Below are 25326 nucleotides of genomic sequence, written 5' to 3' on the forward strand. Positions count from 1 at the left end.
CATGTGAAACGATATCGCCTTCCGGTTCACGCCGGGAGGCGATAGCATCGTCCCACGGCTTCGATGGGGGCAATCATGGGCTATACCGGCTTCTTCGTGCGCGATCAGCTCGGCCAGCAGCCGGGCCAGCAGGGCGGCGGCTTCGACGGGTCGCCCGACATCGTCCTGATGCAGCAACCGGTGCCGTCCACGCAGTTCGCGACGCCCGCCGCCTATGGAACCGACTATGGTTCAGCCGTCGGTACCGGTTCGCCAACCTTCGTCTATCCCCGCGCACTCGCGTCGCAGATCGCCGACACGACCGGCCAGGCCTGGTTCTTCTGGACGATCGGGTCGTTGCTGCTTTGGCCTCAGGAGTGGCGGAGCGACCAGGTCAGCGTCGGCGGCCAGGCGATCAACTATCAGCCTATCTCGGCTGGAGAAGCAGACCAGCCGTGCATCGTTTCAACGCCGTTCGAATGGACCCCGCAACCCGACACGAGCGGATCGACCGACTATTATGCGATCATCTGGATCGATGGATCGGGAACGGGCGGCAATCCGCTGGACATGCTCCAGCCGTTCACGGGGATCGACGCGATCCAGGCATTCGTGACGCAGACACCGAATGTCGGGATGCGCCAGTGTAACGTGCTGGGCGGGTTCGCCGAGCCGCCGACGGAGCGGAGCGGCTGCTTGCCCTTCGAGAAACTGCTGCGTCCCAGCGCATTGCGCTGACCAGAACACCATCGACGTAGCGGGCACGTCACAACTGCGCGATAGCGGGTACCATGCATTTCGACCTGATTCAAAACATCAGCCTTGCTGGCTCCGCCGCCACGCCCAACGACGATCGCTGCGGCGCAACCGCGCGCCTTGCCTGGATGATCGATGGCGCGACCGATCTGGGTCCGCCCGGCCTGATGGGCAGCCAGCCCGGCGCGGCATGGCTAGCCGCAACCGCTTCGCGGGCGTTCGCGGCGCAAGCCGATACGCTCGCTGATGTGCTCGACCATGTCTTCGCCCGGACCGCCGCCGCCTATGCGGCCGAGCGAACCCGCGACCCCATCGATGACTGGGAACTGCCGAGCGCCGCCTTTCTGGCGATCGCGCTGACGGACCGCACGCTCGATCTCGCCTGGCTCGCAGATTGCGTGTGCCTGATGCTGCGCGGCGATACCGTCACACGCCTTGGCTCACAGCCGAGCGCCGATGAGACCGAGGAAGCGCGTGTGCACGCGACGGGCGAGGAACGGCCGCTGGAAATGCTACGTGCAAAGCGGATGCGGCCGGGGCGCTATATCCTGGGAGTGGATCCCGCCCATCGCGCTTTTGTCGAGTCGCTTCGTGTTCCTGTGGCGCCGGGTGACGAAATCCTGTTGATGACCGACGGGATGGCGGCGCTGATCGACGATTACGGCATGTCGCCGGATGCATTCATCGCCATATTGCGAGCGGACGGATTGGCCGCGCTCGCAACGCGGCTGCGCGCGATCGAGGCCGAGGATGGCGACCGGGTGCGCTACCCGCGTTTCAAGCGAAGCGACGACGCCACTGCGCTATGGCTGGGCATCGCCCACTGATCAGCAAAACCCGCGCTTGCCGCCGCCTGCTTCCGCCGCCTAAAGCCTTGGGTCATGTGGCAGCTCTACCAATTCCCGCTTTGCCCCTTTTCGCGCAAGGTCCGGCTCGTTCTGGGTGAAAAGGGCGTCGGCTATGAGCCCGTGCGCGAATCCCCCTGGGCGCGGCGCGACGAATTCCTCGACATGAACCCGGCCGGCCAGACGCCGGTGATGGCCGATGATCGCGGCGTTGTGCTGATCGATTCGGTCGCAATCTGCGAGTTCTTCGAAGAGACGGTGAGCAAGGCCGCCCTGCTCAACGGCACCGCCGCCGACCGCGCCGAGATTCGCCGGCTGGTCGCATGGTTCGACGTCCAGTTCTTCCGCGACATCACGGGGCCGCTGCTGCACGAGCGGATGCTCAAGCGCATCGTCCACCGCGCGACACCCGATTCGACCGCCCTGCGCGAGGCGATGAAGGCGGCGGTCGCGCATCTCGACTATATCGACTTCCTGCTCGATCACCGCACCTGGCTGGGCGGCGCGACGATGAGCCTCGCCGATCTCGCCGCCGCGGCACAGATCAGCGTCGCCGACTATCTGGGCGGAATCGACTGGAAGAGCCACGAACAGGCCAAGCGCTGGTATGTCGGCATGAAGAGCCGCCCCAGCTTCCGCCCGCTGCTGGCCGAGCGGATGGAAGGGATCAACCCACCGCCCGAATATGAGAAGCTGGACCTCTAGATTCGGCCCACTCGCCTCTGCCCTTCTTCGTCACCCCGGCACAGCGCCGGGGGACGGTCGGTCGTCAGGGAATCGAAAGCGCCTCGGGCTGCTGCGCCGGGAAGCTGCGGACGGCGGCGCTGGCGAGCTTGGGCGCGAGCGTCGCGGGCGCATCGGCTTGCGTTCCTTCGGCCTGGGCGGTGAGCGCGCGGCCGCGCCATATCGGCTGCATCCCCTCCCGCAGGACCAGCTCGACCTCCAGCTCAGTGACGATCAGGCCACGCAGCTGCTGTTTGTTCGAGGGCAAGGTAACGGCGATCGCGCCACCCCAATTGCCCACGGCGGCACCGGGGCCTGGCGCCTTCCCCTTAGCGGTGACCGCGCCGCGCGCGGTACGCGTCACCTTGACCCGGGCGATGTAACGGCTGCGGCTGGTCGCGGGCAGCGCCATGAAGCGCGCGTCGGCCAGCGCCCGCTCGACCGCGTCGGCGAAGACCTGTTTGATCGGCGCGGGAATGGCGGGATCGGCGACGGACTCGATCGCGACGGTACCTGGCCGTAGGGCTTCAGGCTCAGCCTGAGGTGCCGCGGCCAACAGGATCGAGGCAATCATCGCAATGGCTGTCATCTACGCAACTCCCGCTTTTGACGGCTGCCCCCGCTGGCCGGTTCCCTGACATAACGGACTCAGCCCGGTCGGCCAGTAGATTGTCGTGCTTGACCATCGCAAATTATCTGACTTAAGTCAGATATATGATCACCAACCCCGTCAGCCGCTTCCGCCGCTTCGCGCGCGCAGTGACCCGCGAAGTCGGCGCGCTCGATTCCTCCTTCCTCGGTCGCGGTCGTCCGCTGGGTGCGGCGCGCGTCATCAATGCCATCGGATCGGGACGAACCGACGTGGCCGAGCTGCGCGCCTATCTCGGCCTCGATTCAGGACTGATGAGCCGATTGCTGCGCGGGTTGGAGGAGGAGGATCTGGTCGAGACCACGCCGCATCCGCACGATGCGCGGCGGCGGATCGCGGCACTAACCGCGACCGGCGAGCGCGAGTTCGAGGCCTATGAGTCGTTGTCGGACATCCGTGCGGCATCGTTCCTGGAGCGAGCGCCGAACGCCGGCGCGCTGCTTGACGCCATGGACCTGATCGCTTCCGCGTTCGGTCGTGAGGGCGTCGTGATCGAGGAAATCGATCCGGCGAGCGAGCCCGCCCACCATTGCCTCGGCCGCTATTATGCCGAACTCGACGCGCGCTTTCCGGGCGGGTTCGAGGTAACGCGGTCGTGCGATCCGGATGCGATCGACATGATCCGTCCGCGCGGCGCCTTCTTCGTCGCGCTCTCCGACGGGATGCCAATCGGGTGCGTCGCCGTGAAGGGCGAGGGCGACGGCCATGCCGAGATCAAGCGGCTATGGGTCGATCGCGGCGCGCGCGGGCTAGGGCTGGCGCAGCGCCTGATGGCCGCCGCCGAGGACACCGCCCACATTCTGGCCATCCACACGCTGCGGCTGGACACCAACCGCGCGCTACCCGAGGCGGAACGCTTCTACCGCAGCGCGGGCTGGATCGAGATCGAGCGCTACAACGCCAACCCCTATGCGGAAGTCTTTTTCGAGAAGCGGCTCTAGGGACCTTCGCCCGGCGCCGGTTCGCGCCGCCGCCGATCGCGTTCGGCCGGCGGTGCTTCCGCTTGAGGCTCGTCGGGCCGGGTCATTTCGAGGCTGCCGTCACGATTGACGCGGACGCCGATCGACTGGCCGCCAATGCTGCCCTCGATCTCGATCGGTTCTGCGATGACATTATCCCCTTCGTCCACCAGCGCATCGGAAAGGTTCTCAACCACCGGTTCGGGTTTGGGCTGTACGGCAACGCCCAGCGCCTGCGCCATGAAATCGCGCCACACCCGCGCGGGTGCACCACCGCCGGCAAGTCCGGGGTTGGGTTTGTTGTCATCATTGCCCATCCAGACCGCGGTGACGATGCCGTCGGCATAGCCGATGAACAGCGCATCGCGATTGTCCTGCGTCGTCCCGGTCTTTCCAAACGTCTCGACCGAGAGCGCGGCGCCGCGGCCCGTGCCCTCGCTCACCGATGCCGCAAGCAGCTCGCGCATTCCATCCAGCTCGCGCTGGCCGATCGCCCGCTGAGAGCCGGTCAAACGATCGAGCCAGCCCGGCTCGTCGGATTCGGACAGGCCGCGCGCGCGCACCGGCGCTTCGCCATTGGCGATCGCGGCATACGCGGCGGTGAGTTCGAGCAACGACACGGTCGAGGTACCGAGCGCAATCGACGCCTCCTCCGGGATCGGGGTCGAGATGCCGAGGTCGCGCGCCGCCCGGATCACCGCCTTCGGCCCGACGTCCTTGATCAAACGCGCCGCCGCGACGTTGCTCGACCGCGCGAAGGCCTGACGCAGGGTGATCTCCCCCCGGTAGCGACCGTCGCTATTCTTCGGCTTCCACTCGCCGATGGTCACTGGTTCATCGAGCACGGTGGAATCGGGGGTCATTCCGCTCCGCAGCGCCGCGAGATAGACGAACAATTTGAAAGTCGACCCCGGCTGACGCCGCGCCTGGGTCGCGCGGTTGAAGGGCGATTCGCCGTAGTTCTTGCCGCCGACCATCGCGATCACGCGGCCGTCGGGGCGCATCGCCACGATCGCGATCTGTGACTGACGCAGTCCCGCATTGCGTACCGCGCGCTCGGCAGCCCGCTGCATCCGGGTTTCGAGCGTCGTCGTCACCTCACGCACCGCACCCAGCTCACCCGCCTGATCGCGCGCTTCGGGCAGCACCCAGTCGGTGAAATAGGTGCCGCTGGGCAGCGCCTTGCTCTTCGCGAGCCGCAGACGCGCGGGCGCGACCGCCTTCGCCTCCGCCGTGGTCAGCAAGCCGGCATCGACCATGGTGCCGACGACCACTGCCTGCCGGTCCTGCGCGCCCTTGAGATTGCCCGAAGGGGCGAGTCGCGAGGGTGCCTTGACCAGTCCGGCCAGCATCGCCGCCTGTCCGGTGGTCAGTTCGGTGGCTGGGCGGCTGAAATAATGTCGCGCGGCGGCATCGAGGCCGTATTGGTTGTCGCCGAAATAGACGTTGGACAGGTAGCGGGAGAGGATCTCGTCCTTGGTCAGCCAGGCTTCGAGCCAGAAGGCGATCAGCACTTCCTGGAACTTGCGGCCGAAGGTGCGTTTCGAGCTTAGGAACGCGTTCTTGGCGAGCTGCTGCGTGATCGTGCTGCCACCCTGCGAGCTCTTGCTCGTGAAGACGTTGTTGACGAAGGCGCGGGTGATACCGCGCGGATCGATACCCCAATGGCTGCGGAAGCGGCGATCCTCCACCGCGATGAAGGCATCGACGACATGGGCCGGCAGCTTGGTCGCATCGACCGGCTTACCGACCTCCGCGCCGGTCCTGGCGATCGGCGTTCCCTCCGCCGAGAGCAGCGTGATCGACGGCGGGACCGGCGGCTCGAGCGACTTCGAAAGCGGGGCGGTGAAGATCAGCCAGCCGATCGTGATGAAGAAGAGCACGATGAAGGCAGCAAGCCCGCGCATCGTCCAGCGCCACCATGGGCGCTTGCGCAGCGGTAGCCGCGGGCCGGGCGGCGGAATGTCGCCGCCGTTCAGGCCGCCAAAGGGATCGGAGGGCGGAACCGCGGGTGCGCGGGGATCCGCGACCTCGGGATAGAGTGTGTCGTAGCGCATGGAACCGGGCACTGTATTACCCCGCCACGACAGCGCGTTCAAGCGCCCGCCGCCCCACTCTGGGCGAGACGGCGGGCGCCCGTGTCACTTGGCCGCCGGAGCCTCTGCCGCGACCTTGGGCGCGGCTTCGGCGAGGCCTGGCACCTGGGCCGCACCTTCCAGCACCTGCAGGCTCGAACCCGCGAAGTCCCCGCCGATCGGCTGCGCCCGACCGCCCAGACATTTGGCCAAGAACCCGTCGGCGATGCCGAAGAAGCTCAACCGGTTCTCCGGCCGTACGAAACCATGCCCCTCATCGGGATAGTTGATGTAGGTGACGGGCAGCCCCTTGGCCTTCATCGCCGCGACGATCTGGTCGCTTTCGGCCTTCACCACGCGCGGGTCGTTACCGCCCTGCCCGATCAGCAACGGCCGCTTGATCGCATCCACGCGGGTAATCGGCGACTGCGCCATCATGCGCTTCAGATCCTCCGGCTTCGAAGGATCACCGATATGCTTGTAGAAGGTCCCTTCGAGGATCGGGCGCCAATAGGCCGGGAAGCTTTCCATCAGCGTCTTCAGGTTCGACGGGCCGACGATATCGACACCACAGGCGAAGGTGTCGGGCGTGAAGGTGAGACCCACCAGCGTGGCATAGCCACCATAGGAGCCGCCGAAGATCGCGACCTTGTCCTTGGTGGTGACGCCGCCCTTTACCGCCCAATCGACCGCGTCGAGCAGGTCCTGATGCATCTTGCCCGACCACTCGCCGATCGCGGCGTTGATGAAGCCCTTACCGAAGCCGGTCGAGCCGCGATAATTGACCGACAACACTGCATAGCCGCGATTGGCGAGCCACTGATGGCCGCTATTATAGCCATAACTGTCGCGTGCCCACGGGCCGCCATGAACGTTGAGGACCAGTGGGACCGGCCGGTCGGGCTTCCCGTCATTGTTGGCGTCGGCGCCAGCAGGGAGCGTCAGGTAGCTGACCAGCGTCTTGCCGTCGCCCGACGGGATCTCGACCGGCCACATCGGACGCAGCTTGTACGCGGCAAGATCGGGCCGCGTTTCGTAGAGCTTGGTCAGCGTCTTTGCCTTGCGGTCGTAGATATACGCCGTCGCGGGCGCTTCGGCCGCGCTCGCCGCGACGAGCAGCTTGGACCCGTCATCGGTTGCCGAGATAATCGACACCTCGCCCGGCAGCTTCGACTTGAGAAAGTCGAGATCCGCCTTCGCTTCCGCATTCAGCGGGGTCCATTCACTCTTCAGGTAATTCACCGAATACGCGGTCGGCTCATAGGTCTCAGGATCGGTGAGGAGGCCGGCGATATCGGCCCGTTCGCTCGCGGCGATCACCTCGGTCTTCAGGCTCGCCGCGTCCATTTTGACCAACGCCGCCTTGTCGCGGCCGCGACTGTCAACCCAATAGAGGGTCGTGCCATCCTTGTTGAAGCCGATCGGGTTGGTGGTGAAGAAATCCTCGTTCGCGATCGAAAACACTTCGGCCCATTTACCGTCGGCGCCGAGGCGGAAATATTTGCTGCCGCCGCCCGGCACCTGCTGGAAGGCGAAACGGGGTTTGAGCTGGTTATCGATCACCCAGCCGCCATAGCCGGGATTCTGCATCACCAGCTTCTTCGCGCCGGTCTTGTAGTTGATCTCGTACAGGTCAAAGAATTGCGGGCTGCGGTCGTTGAGGCCGATCAGCACGATGTCGGGGCGCAGTTTGCTCACCCCCTCGATCTGCGCGCGGACCTTGTCTCCCGCCGCAGTCAGCGCGGTATCCTTGAGCGTCGCGATCGCAACGGAATGGGCGCGGAAGTTCTCGTTCCCGCCGCTGTCCTGCAGATAGATGATGTGCGCGCCGTCCGGTGCCCAGAAATAGCTCTGCAGACCACGCTTGCTTTCCTTCGTCACCGCCTTGGCTGCTGCAAGGTTGGAGATCGGGGCAACCCATACGTTCATCACGCCACCGACAGGGGCAAGCCAGCTTACATGCTTGCCGTCAGGGCTGATCTGCCCGCCCGAACGGCTCGCATTACCGAAGATCTTTGCGCGCGGAATCAGCGTATCGGCGCCCGCTTGCGGCGGGGTCGCGACGGCGGCGCCGGCGCTCATGAGTACGGCGCCCGACAGCAGGGCAATAGCGAGTCGTTTCATCGATGATCCCTCCGTTGAAATAACCAGCCTAACCCCGCCAGTGTATTATTGCAATAATACGCCTAGCGGACCGGTACGAAGTCGAGATGGTGGAAATCGTAGCTGAAGTCGGCGAGCGGTGAGAGCGCCTTCATCTTGATCCCCGCCACCTTGCCGTCCGTGACCGCAAAGCTCACCACCGCATCCTCGCCCGCGCCAACGGGGAAGCGGGTGCGGAAGGTGTCGGTGCCCCAGGGTTCGAGCGCGCTCTTGAAGACCGGCGTCGGCACGAACTGGATGCTCAGCCCCTTACCCTTCACGGTAACGACGATGTCGCCATACCAGACATCGCGATAGCGTCCGGCATAGGCGGTGAGCGGCAGGCTCGGCGCACCCTCGGGCGGCTTGGCTTCGCCCGCGGCAAGACCCGCGATCGCCTCATCCTGGGCGGCCTTGTTCCGCGCGACATAGCTGGCCACCCAGTCATAGGCGGGAGCGCCGAGCAGATGATCGAGGATCGCGTTGCGGATCCCGCCCGAAACGCCATCCTCGGTATTGCTGAGCACGACCACGCCGATCCCGGCCGACGGGATCATCGCGGTCTGGGTCACCTGTCCCGACAGGCCGCCCGAATGGCTGATCAGGCGGCGGCCCCGGAAATCCTGTACGAACCAGCCGAGCGCATAGCCCGCCATCACGGCACGGGCCGGATTGGTGTCGGTGCCGCCGTCGCTCGACGAGACAATCACCTGCGGCTTCCACATCTCGGCGGCGGACTCCCTGCTCCACAGCCGTTTGCCACCGGGCAGCTCGCCGAGTGCAAGCTGGACTTCGAGCCATTTAGCGACGTCCGCGACGCTGGCGTTGATCCCGCCCGCGGCATCGATCAGCGGGCCTTCGTCGGGCTGGATCACCTTCATCGGCCCGATCCCGCGCGCTGGCGGCCCGAGCCGCGCGTGACGGCCGGCAACATTGGGCGTCCGCAGCAATTCGCGGGAGGGCACCGCATCGGCCATGCCCAGCGGCTGGAGGATGCGCGTGGCGATGAAGTCGCGCCATGACAGGCCCGACATCCGCTCAATCAGCATACCCGCGACGATGTAGAGGATGTTGTCGTAGTCATAGCCGGCACGGAAGCCGCGAGCAGGGCGCAGGAACTGGAGTGCGCGCAGCACCTGCGCGGTATCGGCGCTCGACTGCGGGAAATACATGAGGTCGCCCGCGCCGAGCGGAAGCCCCGAACGGTGGACCAGCAGATCGCGCACGGTGAACATGCCTGTCACCGCCGGGTCGGCCATCTTGAACTCAGGGAGATATTTGATCAGCGGCTCGTCCCAGCCGAGCTTCTTTTCCTCGACCAGCATCGCCAGCGCGGCGCCGGTGAACGCCTTGGAATTCGACGCGATGCCGAAGCGGGTATGCGCATCGACCGGATCGGGCTTGCCCATCGTCCGCACGCCATAGCCCTTGAGCCAGGGCGTCTGTCCCTTGCGTACGATCGCGATGCTGACACCGGGGGTTTCGAACGCTTTCATGAAGTTGGCGACAATGGTGTCGACCGCCGCGTCCAGACCGCCCGGAGCCGCGCCCTGCGCCCAGGCAGGGAGCGCCAACCCGGCAACACCGCCAAGCCCAAGCACCAGCGCGCCGCGCCGGTCGATCGTCAAACCGCTCATTGAACCCCTCCAGAATCCAGCCGTCACCCCGGCCTTGCGCCGGGGTCTACGGCGCCCCCGAGCACAGCACGAGAGCCTTTATGACTGATCTTGCCGACAGGTGGCCCCCGGAACAAGTCCGGGTTGACGGGAGGGGAGAGTTCAAGCTTCGAGCTCGACATCCCAATAGAGCCAGTCGTGCCAGGTTTCGTGAAGATGGTTGGGCGGGAAGCGGCGCCCATGCTCCTGCAGATGCCAGCTGGTCGGCCGGATCGGCGCGACGTGCAGCGGCATCGCCGCCTGTCGTGGCGTGCGCCCACCCTTGCGCAGGTTGCACGGCGCACAGGCGGTCGCGACATTCTCCCATGTCGTTCGCCCGCCCTGCGCGCGCGGAATGACATGGTCGAAGGTCAGATCGCGCGGGCTGCCGCAATATTGGCATTCGAACTTGTCGCGCAGGAACAGGTTGAAGCGGGTGAAGGCCGGGAATTGCGACGGCTTCACATATTGCTTGAGCGCGATCACCGACGGCAGCTTGATCGCCGCGGTGGGGCTGCGCACCTCCCGCTCATAATGGCTGACGATATCGACCCGTTCGAGAAACACCGCCTTGATCGCCGTCTGCCAGGGCCACACGCTCAGCGGATAATAAGAGAGCGGGGTATAATCGGCATTGAGCACAAGGGCGGGACACCCGTCGGGATGGCGGATCAGATCGGGATGGTACATGGTCCCCCTCGTGCCCGTTACGCCTATCCGCCTCTCGCCACGAAGCGTTACGCCGTCATGACAACATATGCCGCGACTCGCGGTCAAGAGCCGCGTTCATGATTGTCACGCGTTTCGCGCCAAGTCCCACCGGACGGTTGCATTTGGGCCACGCTTTCTCGGCGATCCGCGCGCACGACTTCGCGCGGGAGCATGGTGGACGCTTCCTGCTGCGGATCGAGGATATCGACGGAACGCGCAGCCGGCCGGAGCATGTCGAGACGATTTTGCGCGATCTGGCATGGCTGGGGCTGAGCTGGGATGGCGAGGTCGTGTTCCAGTCGCAACGGCTGGAGCTGTACGAAGCGGCACTGGAACGGCTGAAGCTGGCAGGATTGCTCTACCCCTGCTTCTGCACCCGCGCCGATATCGCCGCGAGCACCAGCGCGCCGCATGGGCCGGAGGGCGCCCTCTATCCCGGCACGTGCCGCGGGCTGGAGGCGCCAGATCTGTCGCGGCCGCATTGCTGGCGGATCGACATGGCGAAGGCGGTCGCCTCGATCGCCTATACGCTGACCTTCGAGGATTCGGGACGAGGCATGGTCGAAGCCGACCCCGTGTCACATGGCGATGTCGTGCTCGCGCGCAAGGATGCGCCCGCCTCCTATCATCTCGCGGTCACGATCGACGACGCCGCGCAGGGCGTCACCGATATCGTGCGCGGCGAGGATCTGTTCGCCGCGACCCATGTCCACCGGCTGCTTCAGGCGCTGCTCGGCCAGCCTGTGCCACGCTATCACCACCACGCGCTGTTGACCGGAGCGGACGGTGAGCGGCTGGCCAAGCGACATGGCGCCCCCACCCTCGCCGCGCTGCGCGAAGCGGGAGAGGACGGGCAGGCGCTGGCGGATGTGCTGCGCCGGGGCGAACTCCCGATTGGATTCGCAGCGGCAAAGGCCTAAAGTCACATCCATGAAACTTTTCCTCATCCTGCTCCTGATCGCGGCGATGATCGCGACCGTGGTCGCGCTGGTCCGCGGGATCATCACCTTCCTCCGCGTCACCGAGGCGGATTTGAAGGAGGGCAGCGGTCCGAGCACCTCGGCGCTCAAGTCGAACCGGATGATGCAGCAGCGCATCCTGTTCCAGGGCATCGCGATCGCGATCGTCGCATTGCTGCTGATCATGGCGAGCAACAGCTGAATTGAGCCGTCATCCCGGCCTTGTGCCGGGGTCCACCGTGCTGCAAACGGTCTCGTCCGGGGCCGCAGCCGCATTGCGTGTGGCTCGGTGAATCCCGGAACCAGTCCGGGATGACGAAGGCGCATGGTCAAGCTCAATAAGATCTACACTCGCACCGGCGACGACGGCACCACGGGGCTCGTCGATGGATCGCGCGTCACCAAGAACGATCCGCGCATGGCGGCGATCGGCGATGTCGACGAGGCGAACAGCGCGATCGGGGTCGCGATCGCGGCGATCGGCGGCGGCTATCCCGCCGACCTGCTGGAGAGCGTGCAGAACGACCTGTTCGACCTGGGTGCCGATCTGGCGACGCCGGGCGAGGATTTCACACCGAACGAGATGACGCTGCGCATCGTGGCGGCGCAGGTAACGCGGATCGAAGCCGCGATCGATGAAGCCAATGCCAAGCTGGAACCGCTGCGCAGCTTCATCCTGCCCGGCGGATCGGAGCGTGCGGCGGCGATCCATCTTGCCCGCGCGATCACGCGCCGGGCCGAACGCACCGCCGTTGCGGCATCGCGCGAGGTTTCACTGAACCCGCAGGCGCTGGCCTATCTCAACCGCCTGTCGGACCTACTGTTCGTGCTGGCGCGCGCGGCGAACATCAACCGCGGCGGTGACGTGCTGTGGAAGCCGGGCGCGAACCGTTAAGTTCCGGAATTTTCTCGGGAAGGGGTTGGAGCGGGTAGCGGGAATCGAACCCGCGTATTCAGCTTGGAAGGCTGCTGCACTACCATTGTGCTATACCCGCCCATGAAGCGCAGCATATCCCGCTAGGGGAGATGGTGGAAGGGACTGGATTCGAACCAGTGTACGCTCACGCGGGCAGATTTACAGTCTGCTGCCTTTAACCACTCGGCCACCCTTCCATGCGGCACGCCGAAGCGAGTGCGGCCCATTGCCGAAGCACGCCGCCCCTGTCAACGCCTTGCGCGGGAGAATTGTGCCGCCTAGCGTCTTTCGATGAATAGAGGATCACGACGCGGGCATCGCCCATCGGGCAATTCGGGCAACAGCAATCGCCCCCGTTTCTGGGGCCGCCATGCCGTGACCGCGGCGCTGGCGAACCCGGAACGGACCGTACGCAAGGTATGGGGCACGCGTGAGGCGCTGGGCGCGCTCGATCTGCCGCCGGTACTCCCGATCACTTATGCCGACGTCGCCGACCTTGCCCGGATGGTGCCGAGCGATGCGCCACATCAGGGCGTGGTGATCGAAGTCGATCCGCTTGAGGATATCTGGCTGGGCGACCTGCTGGAACAGGGCGCCGACGATCGGCGGCCGTTGCTGGTGCTCGACCATGTCACCGACCCGCATAATGTCGGCGCGATTCTGCGATCGGCCGCGGCGTTCGATGCGCTGGGTATCGTGACGCATGACCGGCATACACCGCCCGAATCGGGGACGCTGGCGCGCTCGGCATCCGGGGCGCTTGAGATCGTGCCGTGGGTGCGCGTGGTCAATCTCGCCCGCGCGCTGGACGAGATCGGCGAGGCGGGCTTCTGGCGGATCGGTCTGGCGGGCGAGGCCAAGGGCACGCTCGCCGAAGTGATGGGCGACACCCGCCCCGCGCTGGTGCTGGGCGCCGAGGGCGAAGGGATGCGTCATAATACCGCGCAGCATTGCGACGAGCTTGCACGGCTGCCGATCTCTCCCAGAGTCGAGAGCCTGAACGTATCGAACGCCGCGGCGATCGCGCTCTACGCCGCGATCTCTCGCTGAGCCCGAAGGAGGAATGGTGATGTTCGGACGGATCAAGGGCCTGACCCTGGCACTACTCGCGCCGCTGGTACTGATCGGCTGCGCGTTCAGCCCGGGCAAGTTCACCTCGTCGCTCACCCTCCTCGCCGACCGCAGCTTCACCTTCAGCTATCAGGGCGAAGTCATCGCCGTAGATCTCGCCAGCGAAATGGCGAAGGGCATGGGCGACGCGTTCAAGGACAAGGACGAAGACAAGAAGGAAACCAGCGACACCGCGATGCTGCGGCCAGCGGCGTGGCAGGCGAAAACCCCAGGCAACAAGGAAGAGCCCGTCGAGGAAGCGGATTCCGCCGCCAACGAGGCCAAGAAGGAAGCCAAGTTCAAGGCGATCGGCGAGGCGCTGACCAAGGAAGCCGGCTATCGATCGGTCGTCTACAAGGGCAAGGGCGTGTTCCTGATCGACTATCAGATCAGCGGCAAGCTCACCCATAATTTCCTGTGGCCCTATAATCTCGACGCCGAGGTGATCTTTCCGTTCGTGGTGATCGAAATGCGCGGGCGCGATCAGGTCCGCATCAAGGCGCCCGCATTCGGCGACGATGATTCGCCCGCCAAGGGCAAGGGCGACGACAGCAAGGCCAAGCTCGACGGTGTCTTCACCCTGATCACCGACGGCGAGTTGGTGAGCCAGAATAACGAAGATGGCGCGACGAGCGCCGGTGGCCGAAAGACGGTGACCTGGAAGGCGACTCCGCTCAGCAAGGACGCGCCGATGGCGGTGGTCAGGGTCGCGCCGCTGCCCTGAGGCCGATCGGCACAAGTCCACGATGGGATAGCGATAAGTTACGCGGAATACGTCCTTTTCCGTGATCCTCCGGGAATAGTTGCTCCCGTAACGATGGGTCGATATGCGATACGCAGTCACACATCTTAATCCGTGGATCACCCGAACAATGCTGAATAGATTTTCTGCCGCAATCGGCGCGATTGCGGTCATGAGTGTCGTTGGCGGCAGCGCGAATGCGCGCCCCCAGGCCGTCGCGAAGGCGGAAGATAAGGCCGTTGCGATCGAACGCCTGGTCCAGAGCGAGATGGCCGCCCGCGGCATCCCCGGGGCTCAGCTGACGGTCGTCCAGCGCGGGAAGATCGTGTTCACTGGGGCCTATGGCCAAGCGAATGCCGAGGCCGCAACGCCCGTCACCAAGCAGACGACCTTCGCGATCAATTCGATCAGCAAGGCATTCGCCGGTGTGGCGGCGATGCAGTTGGTCGAGGCCGGCAAGCTCGATCTCGACGCCCCGTTCACAACCTATCTCGACGGACTTCCCGAAGCCTGGAAGGGCATTACCGTCCGGCAGCTTCTTACCCATGTTTCCGGCCTGCCCGAGATCGTGGACGACAATCTGCGGACCCGCGATGGCGCCGAGCCCGATGCCGCCTGGGCGAAGGTGCAGGAACTGCCCCTGAAGTTCACGCCGGGGACGAAATTCGAGTACACCCAGACTAACTATGTCGTGTTCGGGAAGATCGTCGAGAAGATCACCGGGAAGACCTATGCCGACTTCGTGCGCGCTCGGCAGTTCAACCCGGTCGGCTTGAAGCAGACCGGCTTTGCCGGCGCCGCCAATGTCCAGCCGCATGTGGCCCAGCTCTATACCCATGTCACGCTGCGGGTCGAAGACATGAAGACCGTCGGCGTGGAACGCAGCAAGGTGCCGTTCGTGCGTCACGAGCCGTGGCGCGACTATATGTTCCCCGCCGGCGGCATACACACGACTTCCGCCGACCTGGCGAAGTGGGCGATCGCGGTGCAGAAGCTGAAGCTAGTCGACAAGAACAGCGTTGAGCAGCTGTGGAAGCCGCAGGTGCTGGCGGATGGATCCATCCGCGGACTGAATGCCACCATCAACGGCTATGGCCTGGGCTGGCCGTCGATCCGGCGCGCCGAACATGCCCCGATCACGCTCACCGGCGGCGCACGCGCAACCGTGTTCATCTATCCCAAGGACGATCTGACGGTTGTCATCCTGACGAACCTGATGGGGGGAGCCCCCGAGAAGTTCGCCGACAAGATCGCCGCGCTGTACATTCCGGATATGGCCGCAGCGAAGTAAGGACACGGCGATCGCGCCGGTTATGGTCGCGCCGCTGCCCTGAGGGGCAGCGGATGCTGCCGGGCGGAAAGCCGACTGGCAGTTTCCAAGAGCGAAGTTAGAAAGGCCACGATCCGGTAAGAGCTTTTGCAGAGCCCATGGCTAAATCCGACCGCATATACATTCGTTTCGTATGCTATCAGTTGGTTGAATCGCAACGTCAGCGCCTTGGTCTATTTCAAGCGCTGGACGAGGCGAGAGACTGTGATTTTGCGCCGTCTTGGGCCTTGAGCCAGCTTGGTGAAATCTACGGCTGGTTCAAAAGAATCTGACAGTTCCCAGCCAGTTCTCGCGCGGGGGCTGGAAAGGGCGCGGACAGCCGGGTCTGTCATGGTTCAAACCGATTGCTACGGAACACATCCGGCAAATGCACCAGCTGAAGCTGGTCTTGGAAGCCTGCGGCGTCCATGTCGATATTCTCACTACCCGTGACCCGGGTCATGTGATTTGGCAGGATCAGTATCAGCTGGTGGCCGAACCCGGAGCACGAAAATTCTAGGCTAGCGTCCTGTCGCTCTCCGTCATCCCGGCCTTGTGCCGGTACCCAGCGGGAGGCCAGCTGGGAGCAAGAGGCTCCGTCGCATAGCCGATGGCAGCGTGGATCCCGGCACAAGGCCGGGATGACGGCTGATGGGAAGGTTGCCCTGCCCTCTACGCGGCGCCCGGGGTCAATCCTCGGCGGCGATCGTCACCTTGAGGCCGTCGAGCGCGCTGGTGAACTGGATCTGGCAGGACAGGCGCGAGGTCTCGTTGCGGTCGGACGAGCTGTCGAGCAGGTCGTTCTCGTCCTCGCTCATCGGCGTCAGTTTGCCCGCAAACTCCGGATCGACATGGACGTGGCAGGTCGCGCACGAGCAACAGCCGCCGCACAGTGCGAGCAGCTCGTCGAACCCATTGTCCCGGATCACTTCCATGACGCTCAGGCCCACTTCGCCCTCGACCTCGCGTTCTTCTCCTTCACGCGTGACGACGATAAGCTTGGGCATCGGATTCTCCTGTCTATGTCGCGCCAATGCCGGGGAACGCCCCGGCTTTCAAGTTTCCCTCTTCAAAGGTTTCACCTGATGGGCCTGAGCGCCGAACAGCTTCGCACCTCGCTCGATACGCTTGCGGCGTCCGAACCCCTCATCGCCGTCGCAGTCGATCGCGTCGGCTATCCCGAACCGCGCATCCGCGACCGCGGTTATGAGACGCTGCTGCGCACCATCGTCGGCCAGCAGGTTAGCGTCGCGGCGGCGGCCTCGATCTGGACCAAGCTCGGCGCCGCGTTGGGTGACCTGACCAGCCCGGAGATCGTCGCGGCAGCGAGCGACGATGAACTGCGCGCGGCGGGTCTTTCGCGGCAGAAGGCGAGCTATGCCCGCAGCCTGGCCGACGAGGTGACGAGCGGGCGGCTCGACCTTGGCGCGCTTCCCGCCGATGACGAGGAAGCGATCGCGCAGCTGATCCGGATCAAGGGCATTGGCCGCTGGTCGGCGGAAATCTACCTGCTCTTCGCCGAGGGCCGCCCCGATATCTGGCCCGCCGGAGACCTTGCCGTCCAGATCGAGGTCGGGCGGATCATGGGCCATGCCGAACGGCCATCCGAGAAGCTGACGCGAGAGATCGCCGAACCCTGGAGCCCGCATCGCGGCGCCGCGGCGATCCTGGCCTGGCACCACTATAAGGCCGACATGGACGTCATCTGATCTTCCTTTGACGCGATTTCCGAGTCGGCAGCTGTTCCAGCTGCCTTGAAATCGCTGGGGGGCTGGCGCGTTGCTGCGTCCCTTGCCAAAGAGCGCGGGACAGCAAGGAGGCCTGACCCCATGAAGACCCGCGCCGCCGTCGCCTTTGAGGCGAAGAAGCCGCTCGAGATCGTCGAGCTCGATCTGGAAGGGCCCAAGCCCGGCGAGGTGCTGGTCGAGATCATGGCTACGGGCATCTGCCACACCGACGCCTATACGCTCGACGGGTTCGACAGCGAGGGCATCTTCCCGTCCGTGCTCGGACATGAGGGCGCGGGCATCGTCCGCGAGGTCGGCGCCGGCGTTACCAGCGTGAAGCCGGGCGACCATGTCATCCCGCTCTACACGCCCGAATGTCGCCAGTGTAAGTCGTGCCTGTCGGGCAAGACCAACCTGTGCACCGCGATCCGCGCTACCCAGGGCAAGGGGCTGATGCCCGATGGCACCACGCGCTTCAGCTACAAGGGCCAGCCGATCTTCCACTATATGGGCTGCTCGACCTTCTCGAACTTCACCGTGCTGCCCGAAATCGCGCTGGCGAAGATCCGTGAGGACGCGCCGTTCCAGACCAGCTGCTACATCGGCTGCGGCGTCACAACCGGTGTCGGAGCGGTGGTCAACACCGCCAAGGTACAGGTGGGCGAGACGGTCGTGGTGTTCGGGCTGGGCGGCATCGGCCTCAACGTCATTCAGGGCGCGAAGATGGTGGGCGCGGACGTGATCGTCGGCGTGGACATCAACCCCGACCGCGAGGAATGGGGCCGCAAGTTCGGCATGACCCATTTCATCAACGGCAAGGGCAAGAGCCGTGAGGAAGTGATCGCGGAAGTGCTGGTGCTGACCGATGGCGGCGCCGACTACAGCTTCGACGCGACCGGCAATACCGAGGTGATGCGTACAGCCCTCGAATGCTGTCACCGCGGCTGGGGCGAGAGCATTATCATCGGCGTGGCCGAAGCGGGCAAGGAGATCGCCACCCGCCCCTTCCAACTCGTCACCGGCCGGGTATGGAAGGGTACCGCGTTCGGCGGCGCCAAGGGCCGGACCGACGTTCCCAAGATCGTCGACTGGTATATGAACGGGAAGATCGCGATCGACCCGATGATCACCCATGTCCTGAGCCTCGAGGAGATCAACAAGGGGTTCGACCTGATGCACGCGGGCGAGAGCATCCGCAGCGTCGTCGTCTATTGACCATAAGGGAGAGGAGCCATGTTCAGTCACGTTATGCTCGGCGCGAACAACGTCGAGGAATCCAAGGCGTTCTATGACGCCACGCTCGGCGTGTTGGGTGCCCAGCCCGGCCGCGTCGATCCCAAGGGTCGCGCCTTCTACATGCATAATGGCGGGGTCTTCATGTTGAGCACGCCGATCGACGGCGAACCGGCCTGCCACGCCAATGGCGGCACGGTCGGCTTTGCGGCTGCCGATCCGACGACGATCGATGCCTGGCACGCCGCAGGGCTGGCACATGGCGGGACCGCGATCGAAGACCCGCCCGGCGTGCGCGAGGGCGCATTCGGCAAGCTGTATCTGGCGTATCTACGCGATCCGGCGGGGAACAAGGTATGCGCCATGTTCCGGATGCCTGCGTGAGCGAATGGATCCTCACCCTCACCTGCGTGGACCGGGTGGGGATCGTCGCGGGGGTGACCGGATTCCTGGCACGGAATGACGGCTTCATCCTCGACAGCCAGCAATATGCCGATCTGGAGACGGCGCACTTCTTCATGCGCGTCGTCTTCACGGCCGGCGGGACCGGATTCCCGCGAGACCGCGAGGCGCTGGTCGCGGCGTTCGCGCCAGTCGCGGACGAGTTCGGGCTCGACTGGGGACTGTCGGCATCGGATGAGAAGCCGAAGCTGGTGGTCGCGGTGTCGAAGGGGTCGCACTGCCTCAACGACCTGCTCCACCGCCAGCAATCGGGGACGCTGTCGGCGCAGATCGTCGCGGTCGTCTCCAACCACGACAAGCTCCGCAGCCTGACCGAATGGCATGGCGTGCCCTATCACCACGTGCCCGTCGGCGAGGGCGGCAACGCGGAGCAGGAAGGGGCGATCGAGGCGGTCATGGCAGCAGCTGGGGCGCCCTACCTGATCCTTGCCCGCTACATGCAGGTGCTCACCCCCGAATTCGCGGACCGGCTGGCGGGGCGGTGCGTCAACATCCACCACAGCTTCCTGCCCGGCTTCAAGGGCGCGAAACCCTATCATCGCGCGCATGAGCGCGGCGTCAAACTGATCGGCGCCACCGCGCATTTCGTGACCAGCGACCTCGATGAGGGGCCGATCATCGAGCAGGCGGTGGAGCGGGTCGACCATCGCGACAGCGTCGACGACCTCATCCGCATCGGCCGCGATATCGAAGCGCAGGTACTGGCCCGCGCCGTCGATGCGCTGGGCGAACGTCGCCTGTTCCTCAACGGCAACCGGACTTTGGTGTTCAGATGACCCTCGAAACGCTTTCGACCAGCAAGGCCCATGGCGGCACCCAGGGCGTGTATCGTCACGCGAGCACGGCCACCGGCACGCCGATGACCTTTTCGGTCTTCATCCCCGACCATGAAGCGGGCGCGAAGCTGCCGGTGCTGTGGTATCTCTCCGGCCTCACCTGCACCCACGCCAATGTCACCGAAAAGGGCGAATATCGCGCCGCCTGCGCCGAGCATGGCGTGATCTTCATCGCACCGGACACCTCGCCCCGCGGCGACGATGTGCCCGATGACGAGGGCTATGATTTCGGCAAGGGCGCGGGCTTCTATGTCGATGCGACGCGGAAACCGTGGTCGGCGAACTTCCGGATGCGGTCGTACATCGAGGACGAGCTGCCCGCGCTGATCCTGCGCGAATTCCCGCAGGCCGACCTTTCGCGGCAGGGGATCACCGGCCATTCGATGGGCGGGCATGGCGCGCTGACCATCGGCCTGCGCAACCCCGACCGGTTCCGCTCGGTAAGTGCCTTCGCCCCGATCTGCGCGCCGAGCCAATGCGCATGGGGCGAGAAGGCGCTGACCGGCTATCTCGGCGACAATCGCGAGGATTGGCGCGCCTATGATGCCTGCGCGATGATCGAGGATGGTCTGAAAGTGCCCGAATTGCTGGTCGATCAGGGCGATGGCGACGCCTTCCTGACCGACCAGCTCAAGCCCCAGTTGCTCGAGAAAGCGTGCAAGGCGGCGGGAATCGATCTGACGCTGCGCATGCAGCCCGGTTACGACCACAGCTATTATTTCATCTCGTCCTTCCTGCCTGACCATGTCGCCTGGCACGCGCAACGGCTGAAATGATGCCTGACCCGCATTGCTGATCCGCTCGCGCCCCTCTAGCCTGCGCGCAAAGTAGCGAGGGGATAGCGTATGCGTTCGATGATTGCGGTGTTGGCGATGACGGTAGCGGCGGCGGGTGTCGCCCATGCACAGAAGACGGCGCCCGAGGCGGACGCACAAGCGCTGGAGCTGCTCAAGCGGGCGATCGCGTTTCGCACCGTCGAAGGCCCCGGCAACCAGACGCCCGAATACGCCAACTATCTGCGCGACGCGCTGGTCGCGGGCGGCTTCGCGGCGGAGGACGTGACGGTCGAGCGGATGGGTGACACCGCGATGCTGATCGCCCGCTATCGCGGCACCGCCAAGCCCGGCGCGCTCAAGCCGGTCGGGATCATCGGCCATATGGACGTCGTCGCCGCCGATCCCAAGGACTGGGAGCGCGACCCGTTCACCCCGGTGATCGAGAATGGCTATATCTTCGGCCGCGGCTCGACCGACAACAAGTTCAGCGTGTCGGCGATGGTCGCCGCGCTGATCCAGCTCAAGAAGGACGGGTTCAAGCCCAAGCGCGACATCGTCTTCATGGGATCGGGCGACGAGGAAACCGAGATGAAGACCACTGCCGCGCTGGCAGAGAAATATACCGGCCTTGAGCTGCTGCTCAACATCGATGCCGGCGGCGGACGTTACTCGCCCGAGGGCAAGGCCGAATATTACGGGCTGCAGGCGGCGGAGAAGACCTATGCCGACTTTACCCTGACCGTCACCGATCCCGGCGGCCATTCGAGCGCACCGCGCCCGGTGAATGCGATCGTCACCCTCTCCCGTGCCCTCGAGCGGATCGGCAATTACAAGTTTGCGCCCGAGGTGAACGAGATCACCAAGGCCTCGCTCGCCGTCGCGGCGGAGACCGCCAAGCCCGAGGACGCCGCGGCGATCCGCGCCTTCCTGGCCAATCCGCAGGACGAGGCCGCGCTCAAGGTGCTGCGCGCCAATTACGGGCTGGTCGGCCAGATCGGCACGACGTGCGTGCCGACGATGGTCAATGCCGGGCACGCCCAGAACGCCCTGCCCCAGCGCGCCACCGCCAACATCAACTGCCGCATCTTCCCCGGCAATTCGATCGAGAGCATCCAGGCCAGGCTCAAGGAGGTTGCGGCCGAGCCGAGCCTGACGATCGTCAAGGACGACAGCGGCGGCAAGCCCGGCCCCGCATCGCCGCTGCGGGCCGATGTGATGAAGGCCGTGGCCGACGGCATCCATGCCCGCTTCCCCACGGTGAAGGTCATTCCGAGCATGTCGTCGGGGGCGACCGATTCGATGCATTTCCGGGGGCGCGGCGTGCCGAGCTACGGCATCGCGCCGATCTTCATGAAACAGTCCGACCAGTTCGCCCATGGCCTCAACGAACGCACGCCGCTGAGCGAGCTGGCGCCGGCCGTCACCTATTTCCGGCGGGTGGTGGCCGAGCTGTCCAAGTGACCCGCTGAGGTGACCGCCCGCTACGACGCGCTGATCATCGGCGGGGGCCATAACGGCCTGGTCTGCGCCTTCTACCTCGCCAGAGCGGGGCTGAAGGTACGGGTGCTGGAGCGACGCGCAGTGGTGGGCGGCGCGGCGGTGACCGAGGAATTCCACCCCGGATTCCGCAATTCGGCGGCGAGCTACACGGTCAGCCTCCTCCAGCCCAGGGTCATCGCCGACATGAGGCTGGCCGAGCGCGGGTACCGCGTCATCGAGCGGCCGGTCAGCAACTTCTTCCCGCTCGAGGACGGGCATCTGATCCTCGGTGGCGGGGCGGAGCGGACGCGGGCGGAGTTTGCGCGCTTCTCGGAAAGGGATGCCGCCGCGCTCGCCGGATATGAGACGGCGCTGGAGCGGGTCGCGGACATGCTGCGGTCGATGGCGCTCAAGACCCCGCCCAATGCCGGCGGCGGCATCGCGGCGCTGCTCGCCGCCGCCGCGCAGGGCCGCGAGCTGGCCAAGATGCCGATCGCGGGGCAGCGCGACGCGCTGGCTTTGTTCGTCCAGTCGGCGCGCGAGTTCCTCGACCAGTGGTTCGAGAACGAGCATGTGAAGGCCGCGTTCGCGTTCGACGCGGTGGTCGGCAACTTCGCCGGGCCGTCGGCGCCGGGATCGGCATATGTGCTGCTGCACCACGTCTTTGGCGAGGTGAACGGCAAGAAGGGCGCCTGGGGCCATCCTATCGGGGGCATGGGCGCGATCACCGGATATATGGCCGATGCCGCGCGGGAAGCCGGGGTCGAGATCAGCCTGGAGGCGCCGGTCGAGCGCGTCCTTGTCGATGGCGGCAAGGTCGCCGGCGTACGGCTGGCGAGCGGCGAGGAGATCGCGGCGAAGCTGGTCGTGGCCAATGTCGGGCCGGCCTTGCTGTACCGGCAGATGATCGACGCCAGCGATCTGGACGACGATTTCCGGCGGCGGATCGCGGGGTTCAAGACCGGATCGGGCAGCTTCCGCATGAACGTGGCGCTATCCGAACTGCCGGACTTCACCGTGCTGCCGGGGAAGGACGGGGAGCACCACCGCAGCGGGATCATCATCGCGCCGACCATGGACTATATGGACCGCGCGCATGCCGACGCGGTGACGTACGGCTGGTCGAACGCGCCGGTGGTGGAGATGACCATCCCCTCGCTGATCGACGACAGCCTCGCCCCACCGGGCGCGCATGTCGCCAGCCTGTTCTGCCAGCATTTCGCGCCGACCCTGCCCAATGGCCGCAGCTGGGACGACGAGCGCGAGACGGCCGCCGACGACATCATCGACACGCTGACCGAACATGCCCCCAATTTCCGGGACTCGGTCATCGCCCGGCAGATCCATTCGCCCACCGACCTGGAGCGCAAGTTCGGGCTGGTCGACGGCGACATCTTCCACGGGCGCATGTCGCTGGACCAGCTGTGGGCGGCGCGGCCGGTGCTGGGGCATGGCGATTATCACGGGCCGATCCATGGCCTCTATATGTGCGGCGCGGGCACGCATCCGGGCGGTGGCGTGACCGGGGCGCCGGGGCATAACGCCGCCAAGGAGATTTTGCGCGACCGCTCGCTGATCGGGCGGTGGCTGCGGCGCTAGCATGTCCCATGACGGCGATCCTTCGTTCGAGATCGAGGCCGAGCTGTGGCGGTGGACGCCCGAGCCGCCGGCCAAGGCCAGCTGGTATTTCGTGACCATCACCGGCGAAGCGGCAGATGCGATCCGCGCGCTGGGGTTCGAGCGGCGCGCGCTGGGCGGGACACGCGGGTTCGGATCGGTCCGCATCCGGGCGAGCGTCGACGGCGCCCCCTTCGAAACCTCCGCCTTTCCGCACAAGACCAGCGGCGGCTATCTGATCCCGGTCAAGGCCGCGATACGCAAGGCCGCCGGGGTGAACGAGGGCGACACGGTGACCGTCGAGCTGTGGCTCTAAGCGGCGTCAGAGCCGCCCGAAAGTCCCAAAAGTCACGCTCCTACGCGCGCGCGAGTCAGGTCGCCCCGCTCCAGAACGCATGCCACGTCACATAGAGCAGGACCGGCAGGCCGAGCATGTCGGCCATCGCGATGGTCTTGAGCGCGGGGGGCATACCCGACAACCACCAGATCACGACGAAGGACGCCATGCTGATCCCGACGGCGATGCTGGCAAGCTGACGCACTTCCGGGCGGAACGCCGCCCAGACACAGACGACGACGACCACCAGGAACAAAGCGGCGCGATGATGCAGCAGGGTGAAATTGTCCGTCCCGGCACCGACGCCATAGAGCCGCGAGATGAGCGCGGGTCTGAAGAAGGCCAAAGCGGGCATCGCGTGAACCAAGCCCAGCGCGATCCAGCAGATCCGTTCGATCATGTGACGGCTCCCCCTCCATTCCGGCCGACCGACGCCGACGCCCCGGCCATGCTGCTTCATTCGTCGTCCTCGGCATAGTCGTAATCGTCCTCGTCGAACGGAGGGGCCAGGGCTTCGCGGCCATCGCCGATGGGTGGCGCCTGATAATGGACCGGGGTGAGCGGATCGGCGGGAACGGCGCTGTCGGCGAGGGAGTCGAGCGTGGCGTCGAGACCCGTGCCTGCGGTGGTGCTCCAGTTCATCACGCTCTGCCAATGCGCGCCGGTCGGGTGGTGATAGGTCGCGGCGAAGCGGTTGAGCAGCCACACCAGCAATCGGTCCGACGGCTCGCGCACCTCGGCGACGATCTTGCCATTCCGCCACATCTCGCGAATGCCGCCCTTGAGCGCGCGCTCATAGGCCGTGGTCATCAGCCGCGCGGCGGCGAGCTGAAGCGCGCGATCCCAGGCGGCGGCGAAGCCCCTGCCCTCGGGATGGTGGCGCAGGCGATAGGCCGAACGCGGCGTGATGCCGGTGAGGTGCGCGGCCTCGCTGATGCAGCCGGTATCGGCGAGCGCGCGCAGGAAGGCACGCTGGCGCTCCGCGGTCCAGCCGTCGTGGCGGGCGCGCAGCGGGATCGGGGTGTAGGTTTCGAACGGGTCGTCGATGGTGCCGGGCGTGGGATGATCGTGTTTCATGGTCGACTCCTTTGGTTAGAGAAGTCGATACATTTAACCTAATTGGTTCGTGTAGGAAAATGCCTCAGTTCGGTATCAGCGTCCGTTCCGCAAGCTTCGCCTCGCGCCTGCAGCCGTGGCAGAAGACATAGTCGAACGCGGCGCGCAGCACCCATTGCTGCTTCTCCTCATCCCACTCCGCCCAGGCGTCACGGGTGACCAGCTTGCTGCCGCAGCTGTCGCAGGCGAAGGTGATGCGCATGAGGACGGCCC

27 protein-coding genes and 2 tRNA genes are annotated in these 25326 nt (G+C 65.6%); 18 read left to right on the forward strand and 11 right to left on the reverse strand.

The features are described 5' to 3' along the window. The first annotated feature begins 75 nt into the window (after positions 1-75). Genes AC07M1_RS14405 through AC07M1_RS14415 form a run of 3 tightly spaced genes read left to right on the forward strand, consistent with a single transcriptional unit; the run spans position 76 to position 2285 of the window. Complete coding sequence (locus AC07M1_RS14405; RefSeq protein WP_495163317.1) at positions 76-717, forward strand: hypothetical protein; 642 nt, start codon at positions 76-78, stop codon at positions 715-717. Between the two features lie 53 nt (positions 718-770). Then, positions 771-1562: a protein phosphatase 2C domain-containing protein gene (locus AC07M1_RS14410; RefSeq protein ID WP_495163318.1), complete on the forward strand. Its 792-nt coding sequence runs from the start codon at positions 771-773 to the stop codon at positions 1560-1562. 54 nt (positions 1563-1616) lie between these two features. Next, positions 1617-2285: a glutathione S-transferase family protein gene (locus tag AC07M1_RS14415; RefSeq protein ID WP_495163319.1), complete on the forward strand. Its 669-nt coding sequence runs from the start codon at positions 1617-1619 to the stop codon at positions 2283-2285. Positions 2286-2349: 64 nt separating this feature from the next. Here the strand turns inward: AC07M1_RS14415 and AC07M1_RS14420 are convergent, their stop codons facing one another. Beyond that, a complete protein-coding gene (locus AC07M1_RS14420; RefSeq protein WP_495163320.1) occupies positions 2350-2892 on the reverse strand; it encodes a hypothetical protein in 543 nt (180 codons plus the stop codon). 125 nt (positions 2893-3017) lie between these two features. Here AC07M1_RS14420 and AC07M1_RS14425 point away from each other — a divergent pair, with 125 nt between their 5' ends. Next, on the forward strand, positions 3018-3893 hold the full coding sequence (locus AC07M1_RS14425) for a bifunctional helix-turn-helix transcriptional regulator/GNAT family N-acetyltransferase (protein ID WP_495163321.1): 876 nt from the start codon (positions 3018-3020) through the stop codon (positions 3891-3893). Here AC07M1_RS14425 and AC07M1_RS14430 read toward each other — a convergent pair. From AC07M1_RS14430 to AC07M1_RS14445, 4 genes are all read right to left on the reverse strand, one after another. Then, the gene (locus AC07M1_RS14430; protein WP_495163322.1) at positions 3890-5968 is read right to left on the reverse strand and encodes a transglycosylase domain-containing protein; all 2079 of its coding nucleotides are present in this window, start codon (positions 5966-5968) and stop codon (positions 3890-3892) included. The genes AC07M1_RS14425 and AC07M1_RS14430 overlap by 4 nt on opposite strands. Before the next feature lie 84 nt (positions 5969-6052). Further along, positions 6053-8110, reverse strand: a complete 2058-nt coding sequence (locus AC07M1_RS14435) for a S9 family peptidase (protein ID WP_495163323.1) — start codon at positions 8108-8110, stop codon at positions 6053-6055. A 62-nt stretch (positions 8111-8172) separates the two neighbouring features. Next, positions 8173-9765 carry a serine hydrolase gene (locus AC07M1_RS14440; protein WP_495163324.1) on the reverse strand — a complete coding sequence of 531 codons (1593 nt, stop codon included), beginning with the start codon at positions 9763-9765 and terminating at the stop codon, positions 8173-8175. Between the two features lie 141 nt (positions 9766-9906). After that, positions 9907-10473, reverse strand: a complete 567-nt coding sequence (locus tag AC07M1_RS14445) for an HNH endonuclease (RefSeq protein WP_495163325.1) — start codon at positions 10471-10473, stop codon at positions 9907-9909. Between the two features lie 98 nt (positions 10474-10571). Here AC07M1_RS14445 and gluQRS point away from each other — a divergent pair, with 98 nt between their 5' ends. The 3 genes from gluQRS (at position 10572) to AC07M1_RS14460 (ending at position 12348) form a co-directional block, all read left to right on the forward strand. Next, positions 10572-11414, forward strand: coding sequence for a tRNA glutamyl-Q(34) synthetase GluQRS (gene gluQRS / locus AC07M1_RS14450; protein ID WP_495163326.1), 843 nt, complete (start codon positions 10572-10574; stop codon positions 11412-11414). Between the two features lie 10 nt (positions 11415-11424). Then, positions 11425-11655, forward strand: coding sequence for a twin transmembrane helix small protein (locus AC07M1_RS14455; RefSeq protein ID WP_495163327.1), 231 nt, complete (start codon positions 11425-11427; stop codon positions 11653-11655). 123 nt (positions 11656-11778) lie between these two features. Next, positions 11779-12348, forward strand: coding sequence for a cob(I)yrinic acid a,c-diamide adenosyltransferase (locus AC07M1_RS14460; protein ID WP_495163328.1), 570 nt, complete (start codon positions 11779-11781; stop codon positions 12346-12348). Positions 12349-12374: 26 nt separating this feature from the next. Here the strand turns inward: AC07M1_RS14460 and AC07M1_RS14465 are convergent. Continuing rightward, a tRNA-Gly gene (locus AC07M1_RS14465) sits at positions 12375-12448 on the reverse strand. A gap of 32 nt (positions 12449-12480) precedes the next feature. Then, positions 12481-12566: transfer RNA gene (locus AC07M1_RS14470), tRNA-Tyr, on the reverse strand. Positions 12567-12660: 94 nt separating this feature from the next. On the opposite strand from AC07M1_RS14470, the gene rlmB reads away from it, so the two are divergent. The 3 genes from rlmB to AC07M1_RS14485 all read left to right on the forward strand — a co-directional run bounded on the left by rlmB (position 12661) and on the right by AC07M1_RS14485 (position 15512). Beyond that, complete coding sequence (rlmB, locus tag AC07M1_RS14475; protein ID WP_495163329.1) at positions 12661-13419, forward strand: 23S rRNA (guanosine(2251)-2'-O)-methyltransferase RlmB; 759 nt, start codon at positions 12661-12663, stop codon at positions 13417-13419. Between the two features lie 19 nt (positions 13420-13438). Then, complete coding sequence (locus AC07M1_RS14480) at positions 13439-14203, forward strand: hypothetical protein (RefSeq protein ID WP_495163330.1); 765 nt, start codon at positions 13439-13441, stop codon at positions 14201-14203. Positions 14204-14393: 190 nt separating this feature from the next. After that, positions 14394-15512, forward strand: a complete 1119-nt coding sequence (locus tag AC07M1_RS14485) for a serine hydrolase domain-containing protein (protein WP_495163331.1) — start codon at positions 14394-14396, stop codon at positions 15510-15512. 707 nt (positions 15513-16219) lie between these two features. Here the strand turns inward: AC07M1_RS14485 and AC07M1_RS14490 are convergent. After that, positions 16220-16537 (reverse strand): 2Fe-2S iron-sulfur cluster-binding protein, encoded by a 318-nt coding sequence (locus AC07M1_RS14490; protein WP_495163332.1) that lies wholly within the window; start codon positions 16535-16537, stop codon positions 16220-16222. 78 nt (positions 16538-16615) lie between these two features. Here AC07M1_RS14490 and AC07M1_RS14495 point away from each other — a divergent pair, with 78 nt between their 5' ends. The 8 genes from AC07M1_RS14495 (at position 16616) to AC07M1_RS14530 (ending at position 23976) form a co-directional block, all read left to right on the forward strand. Continuing rightward, complete coding sequence (locus AC07M1_RS14495; RefSeq protein WP_495163333.1) at positions 16616-17239, forward strand: DNA-3-methyladenine glycosylase family protein; 624 nt, start codon at positions 16616-16618, stop codon at positions 17237-17239. 120 nt (positions 17240-17359) lie between these two features. Further along, the gene (locus tag AC07M1_RS14500; RefSeq protein WP_495163334.1) at positions 17360-18472 is read left to right on the forward strand and encodes an S-(hydroxymethyl)glutathione dehydrogenase/class III alcohol dehydrogenase; all 1113 of its coding nucleotides are present in this window, start codon (positions 17360-17362) and stop codon (positions 18470-18472) included. 18 nt (positions 18473-18490) lie between these two features. Beyond that, a complete protein-coding gene (locus tag AC07M1_RS14505) occupies positions 18491-18874 on the forward strand; it encodes a VOC family protein (RefSeq protein WP_495163335.1) in 384 nt (127 codons plus the stop codon). Further along, on the forward strand, positions 18847-19728 hold the full coding sequence (purU, locus tag AC07M1_RS14510) for a formyltetrahydrofolate deformylase (RefSeq protein WP_495163336.1): 882 nt from the start codon (positions 18847-18849) through the stop codon (positions 19726-19728). The genes AC07M1_RS14505 and purU overlap by 28 nt, the downstream gene beginning before the upstream one ends. After that, on the forward strand, positions 19725-20564 hold the full coding sequence (fghA, locus tag AC07M1_RS14515; RefSeq protein WP_495163337.1) for an S-formylglutathione hydrolase: 840 nt from the start codon (positions 19725-19727) through the stop codon (positions 20562-20564). Before purU ends, fghA begins: the two co-directional genes overlap by 4 nt. A 69-nt stretch (positions 20565-20633) precedes the next feature. Further along, positions 20634-22025, forward strand: a complete 1392-nt coding sequence (locus tag AC07M1_RS14520) for a M20/M25/M40 family metallo-hydrolase (RefSeq protein ID WP_495163338.1) — start codon at positions 20634-20636, stop codon at positions 22023-22025. 9 nt (positions 22026-22034) lie between these two features. After that, a complete protein-coding gene (locus tag AC07M1_RS14525; RefSeq protein WP_495163339.1) occupies positions 22035-23642 on the forward strand; it encodes a phytoene desaturase family protein in 1608 nt (535 codons plus the stop codon). Position 23643: 1 nt separating this feature from the next. Beyond that, a complete protein-coding gene (locus AC07M1_RS14530) occupies positions 23644-23976 on the forward strand; it encodes a DUF1905 domain-containing protein (protein ID WP_495163340.1) in 333 nt (110 codons plus the stop codon). Positions 23977-24031: 55 nt separating this feature from the next. On the opposite strand, the gene AC07M1_RS14535 is transcribed toward AC07M1_RS14530, so the two are convergent. From AC07M1_RS14535 to AC07M1_RS14545, 3 genes are all read right to left on the reverse strand, one after another. Further along, entirely contained in the window at positions 24032-24397 is a 366-nt protein-coding gene (locus AC07M1_RS14535) for a hypothetical protein (protein ID WP_495163341.1), read from the reverse strand. 56 nt (positions 24398-24453) lie between these two features. Further along, positions 24454-25074, reverse strand: coding sequence for a helix-turn-helix domain-containing protein (locus AC07M1_RS14540; protein WP_495163342.1), 621 nt, complete (start codon positions 25072-25074; stop codon positions 24454-24456). Between the two features lie 64 nt (positions 25075-25138). Next, entirely contained in the window at positions 25139-25315 is a 177-nt protein-coding gene (locus AC07M1_RS14545; protein ID WP_495163343.1) for a hypothetical protein, read from the reverse strand. Positions 25316-25326: the final 11 nt, after the last annotated feature.

Source organism: Sphingomonas sp. GW821-FHT10C01 (genome assembly GCF_059415525.1).

Coding starts and splice junctions, on each gene's coding strand:
- AC07M1_RS14495 (WP_495163333.1), top strand. CDS start 16,616: ATGGGCCTGAGCGCCGAACAGCTTCGCACCTCGCTCGATACGCTTGCG.
- AC07M1_RS14410 (WP_495163318.1), top strand. CDS start 771: ATGCATTTCGACCTGATTCAAAACATCAGCCTTGCTGGCTCCGCCGCC.
- AC07M1_RS14420 (WP_495163320.1), bottom strand. CDS start 2,892: ATGACAGCCATTGCGATGATTGCCTCGATCCTGTTGGCCGCGGCACCT.
- AC07M1_RS14455 (WP_495163327.1), top strand. CDS start 11,425: ATGAAACTTTTCCTCATCCTGCTCCTGATCGCGGCGATGATCGCGACC.
- gluQRS (WP_495163326.1), top strand. CDS start 10,572: ATGATTGTCACGCGTTTCGCGCCAAGTCCCACCGGACGGTTGCATTTG.
- purU (WP_495163336.1), top strand. CDS start 18,847: ATGCGCCATGTTCCGGATGCCTGCGTGAGCGAATGGATCCTCACCCTC.
- AC07M1_RS14415 (WP_495163319.1), top strand. CDS start 1,617: ATGTGGCAGCTCTACCAATTCCCGCTTTGCCCCTTTTCGCGCAAGGTC.
- AC07M1_RS14435 (WP_495163323.1), bottom strand. CDS start 8,110: ATGAAACGACTCGCTATTGCCCTGCTGTCGGGCGCCGTACTCATGAGC.
- AC07M1_RS14430 (WP_495163322.1), bottom strand. CDS start 5,968: ATGCGCTACGACACACTCTATCCCGAGGTCGCGGATCCCCGCGCACCC.
- AC07M1_RS14480 (WP_495163330.1), top strand. CDS start 13,439: ATGTTCGGACGGATCAAGGGCCTGACCCTGGCACTACTCGCGCCGCTG.
- AC07M1_RS14440 (WP_495163324.1), bottom strand. CDS start 9,765: ATGAGCGGTTTGACGATCGACCGGCGCGGCGCGCTGGTGCTTGGGCTT.
- rlmB (WP_495163329.1), top strand. CDS start 12,661: ATGAATAGAGGATCACGACGCGGGCATCGCCCATCGGGCAATTCGGGC.
- AC07M1_RS14460 (WP_495163328.1), top strand. CDS start 11,779: ATGGTCAAGCTCAATAAGATCTACACTCGCACCGGCGACGACGGCACC.
- AC07M1_RS14490 (WP_495163332.1), bottom strand. CDS start 16,537: ATGCCCAAGCTTATCGTCGTCACGCGTGAAGGAGAAGAACGCGAGGTC.
- fghA (WP_495163337.1), top strand. CDS start 19,725: ATGACCCTCGAAACGCTTTCGACCAGCAAGGCCCATGGCGGCACCCAG.
- AC07M1_RS14540 (WP_495163342.1), bottom strand. CDS start 25,074: ATGAAACACGATCATCCCACGCCCGGCACCATCGACGACCCGTTCGAA.
- AC07M1_RS14485 (WP_495163331.1), top strand. CDS start 14,394: ATGAGTGTCGTTGGCGGCAGCGCGAATGCGCGCCCCCAGGCCGTCGCG.
- AC07M1_RS14405 (WP_495163317.1), top strand. CDS start 76: ATGGGCTATACCGGCTTCTTCGTGCGCGATCAGCTCGGCCAGCAGCCG.
- AC07M1_RS14500 (WP_495163334.1), top strand. CDS start 17,360: ATGAAGACCCGCGCCGCCGTCGCCTTTGAGGCGAAGAAGCCGCTCGAG.
- AC07M1_RS14445 (WP_495163325.1), bottom strand. CDS start 10,473: ATGTACCATCCCGATCTGATCCGCCATCCCGACGGGTGTCCCGCCCTT.
- AC07M1_RS14520 (WP_495163338.1), top strand. CDS start 20,634: ATGCGTTCGATGATTGCGGTGTTGGCGATGACGGTAGCGGCGGCGGGT.
- AC07M1_RS14530 (WP_495163340.1), top strand. CDS start 23,644: ATGTCCCATGACGGCGATCCTTCGTTCGAGATCGAGGCCGAGCTGTGG.
- AC07M1_RS14545 (WP_495163343.1), bottom strand. CDS start 25,315: ATGCGCATCACCTTCGCCTGCGACAGCTGCGGCAGCAAGCTGGTCACC.
- AC07M1_RS14505 (WP_495163335.1), top strand. CDS start 18,491: ATGTTCAGTCACGTTATGCTCGGCGCGAACAACGTCGAGGAATCCAAG.
- AC07M1_RS14535 (WP_495163341.1), bottom strand. CDS start 24,397: ATGATCGAACGGATCTGCTGGATCGCGCTGGGCTTGGTTCACGCGATG.
- AC07M1_RS14425 (WP_495163321.1), top strand. CDS start 3,018: ATGATCACCAACCCCGTCAGCCGCTTCCGCCGCTTCGCGCGCGCAGTG.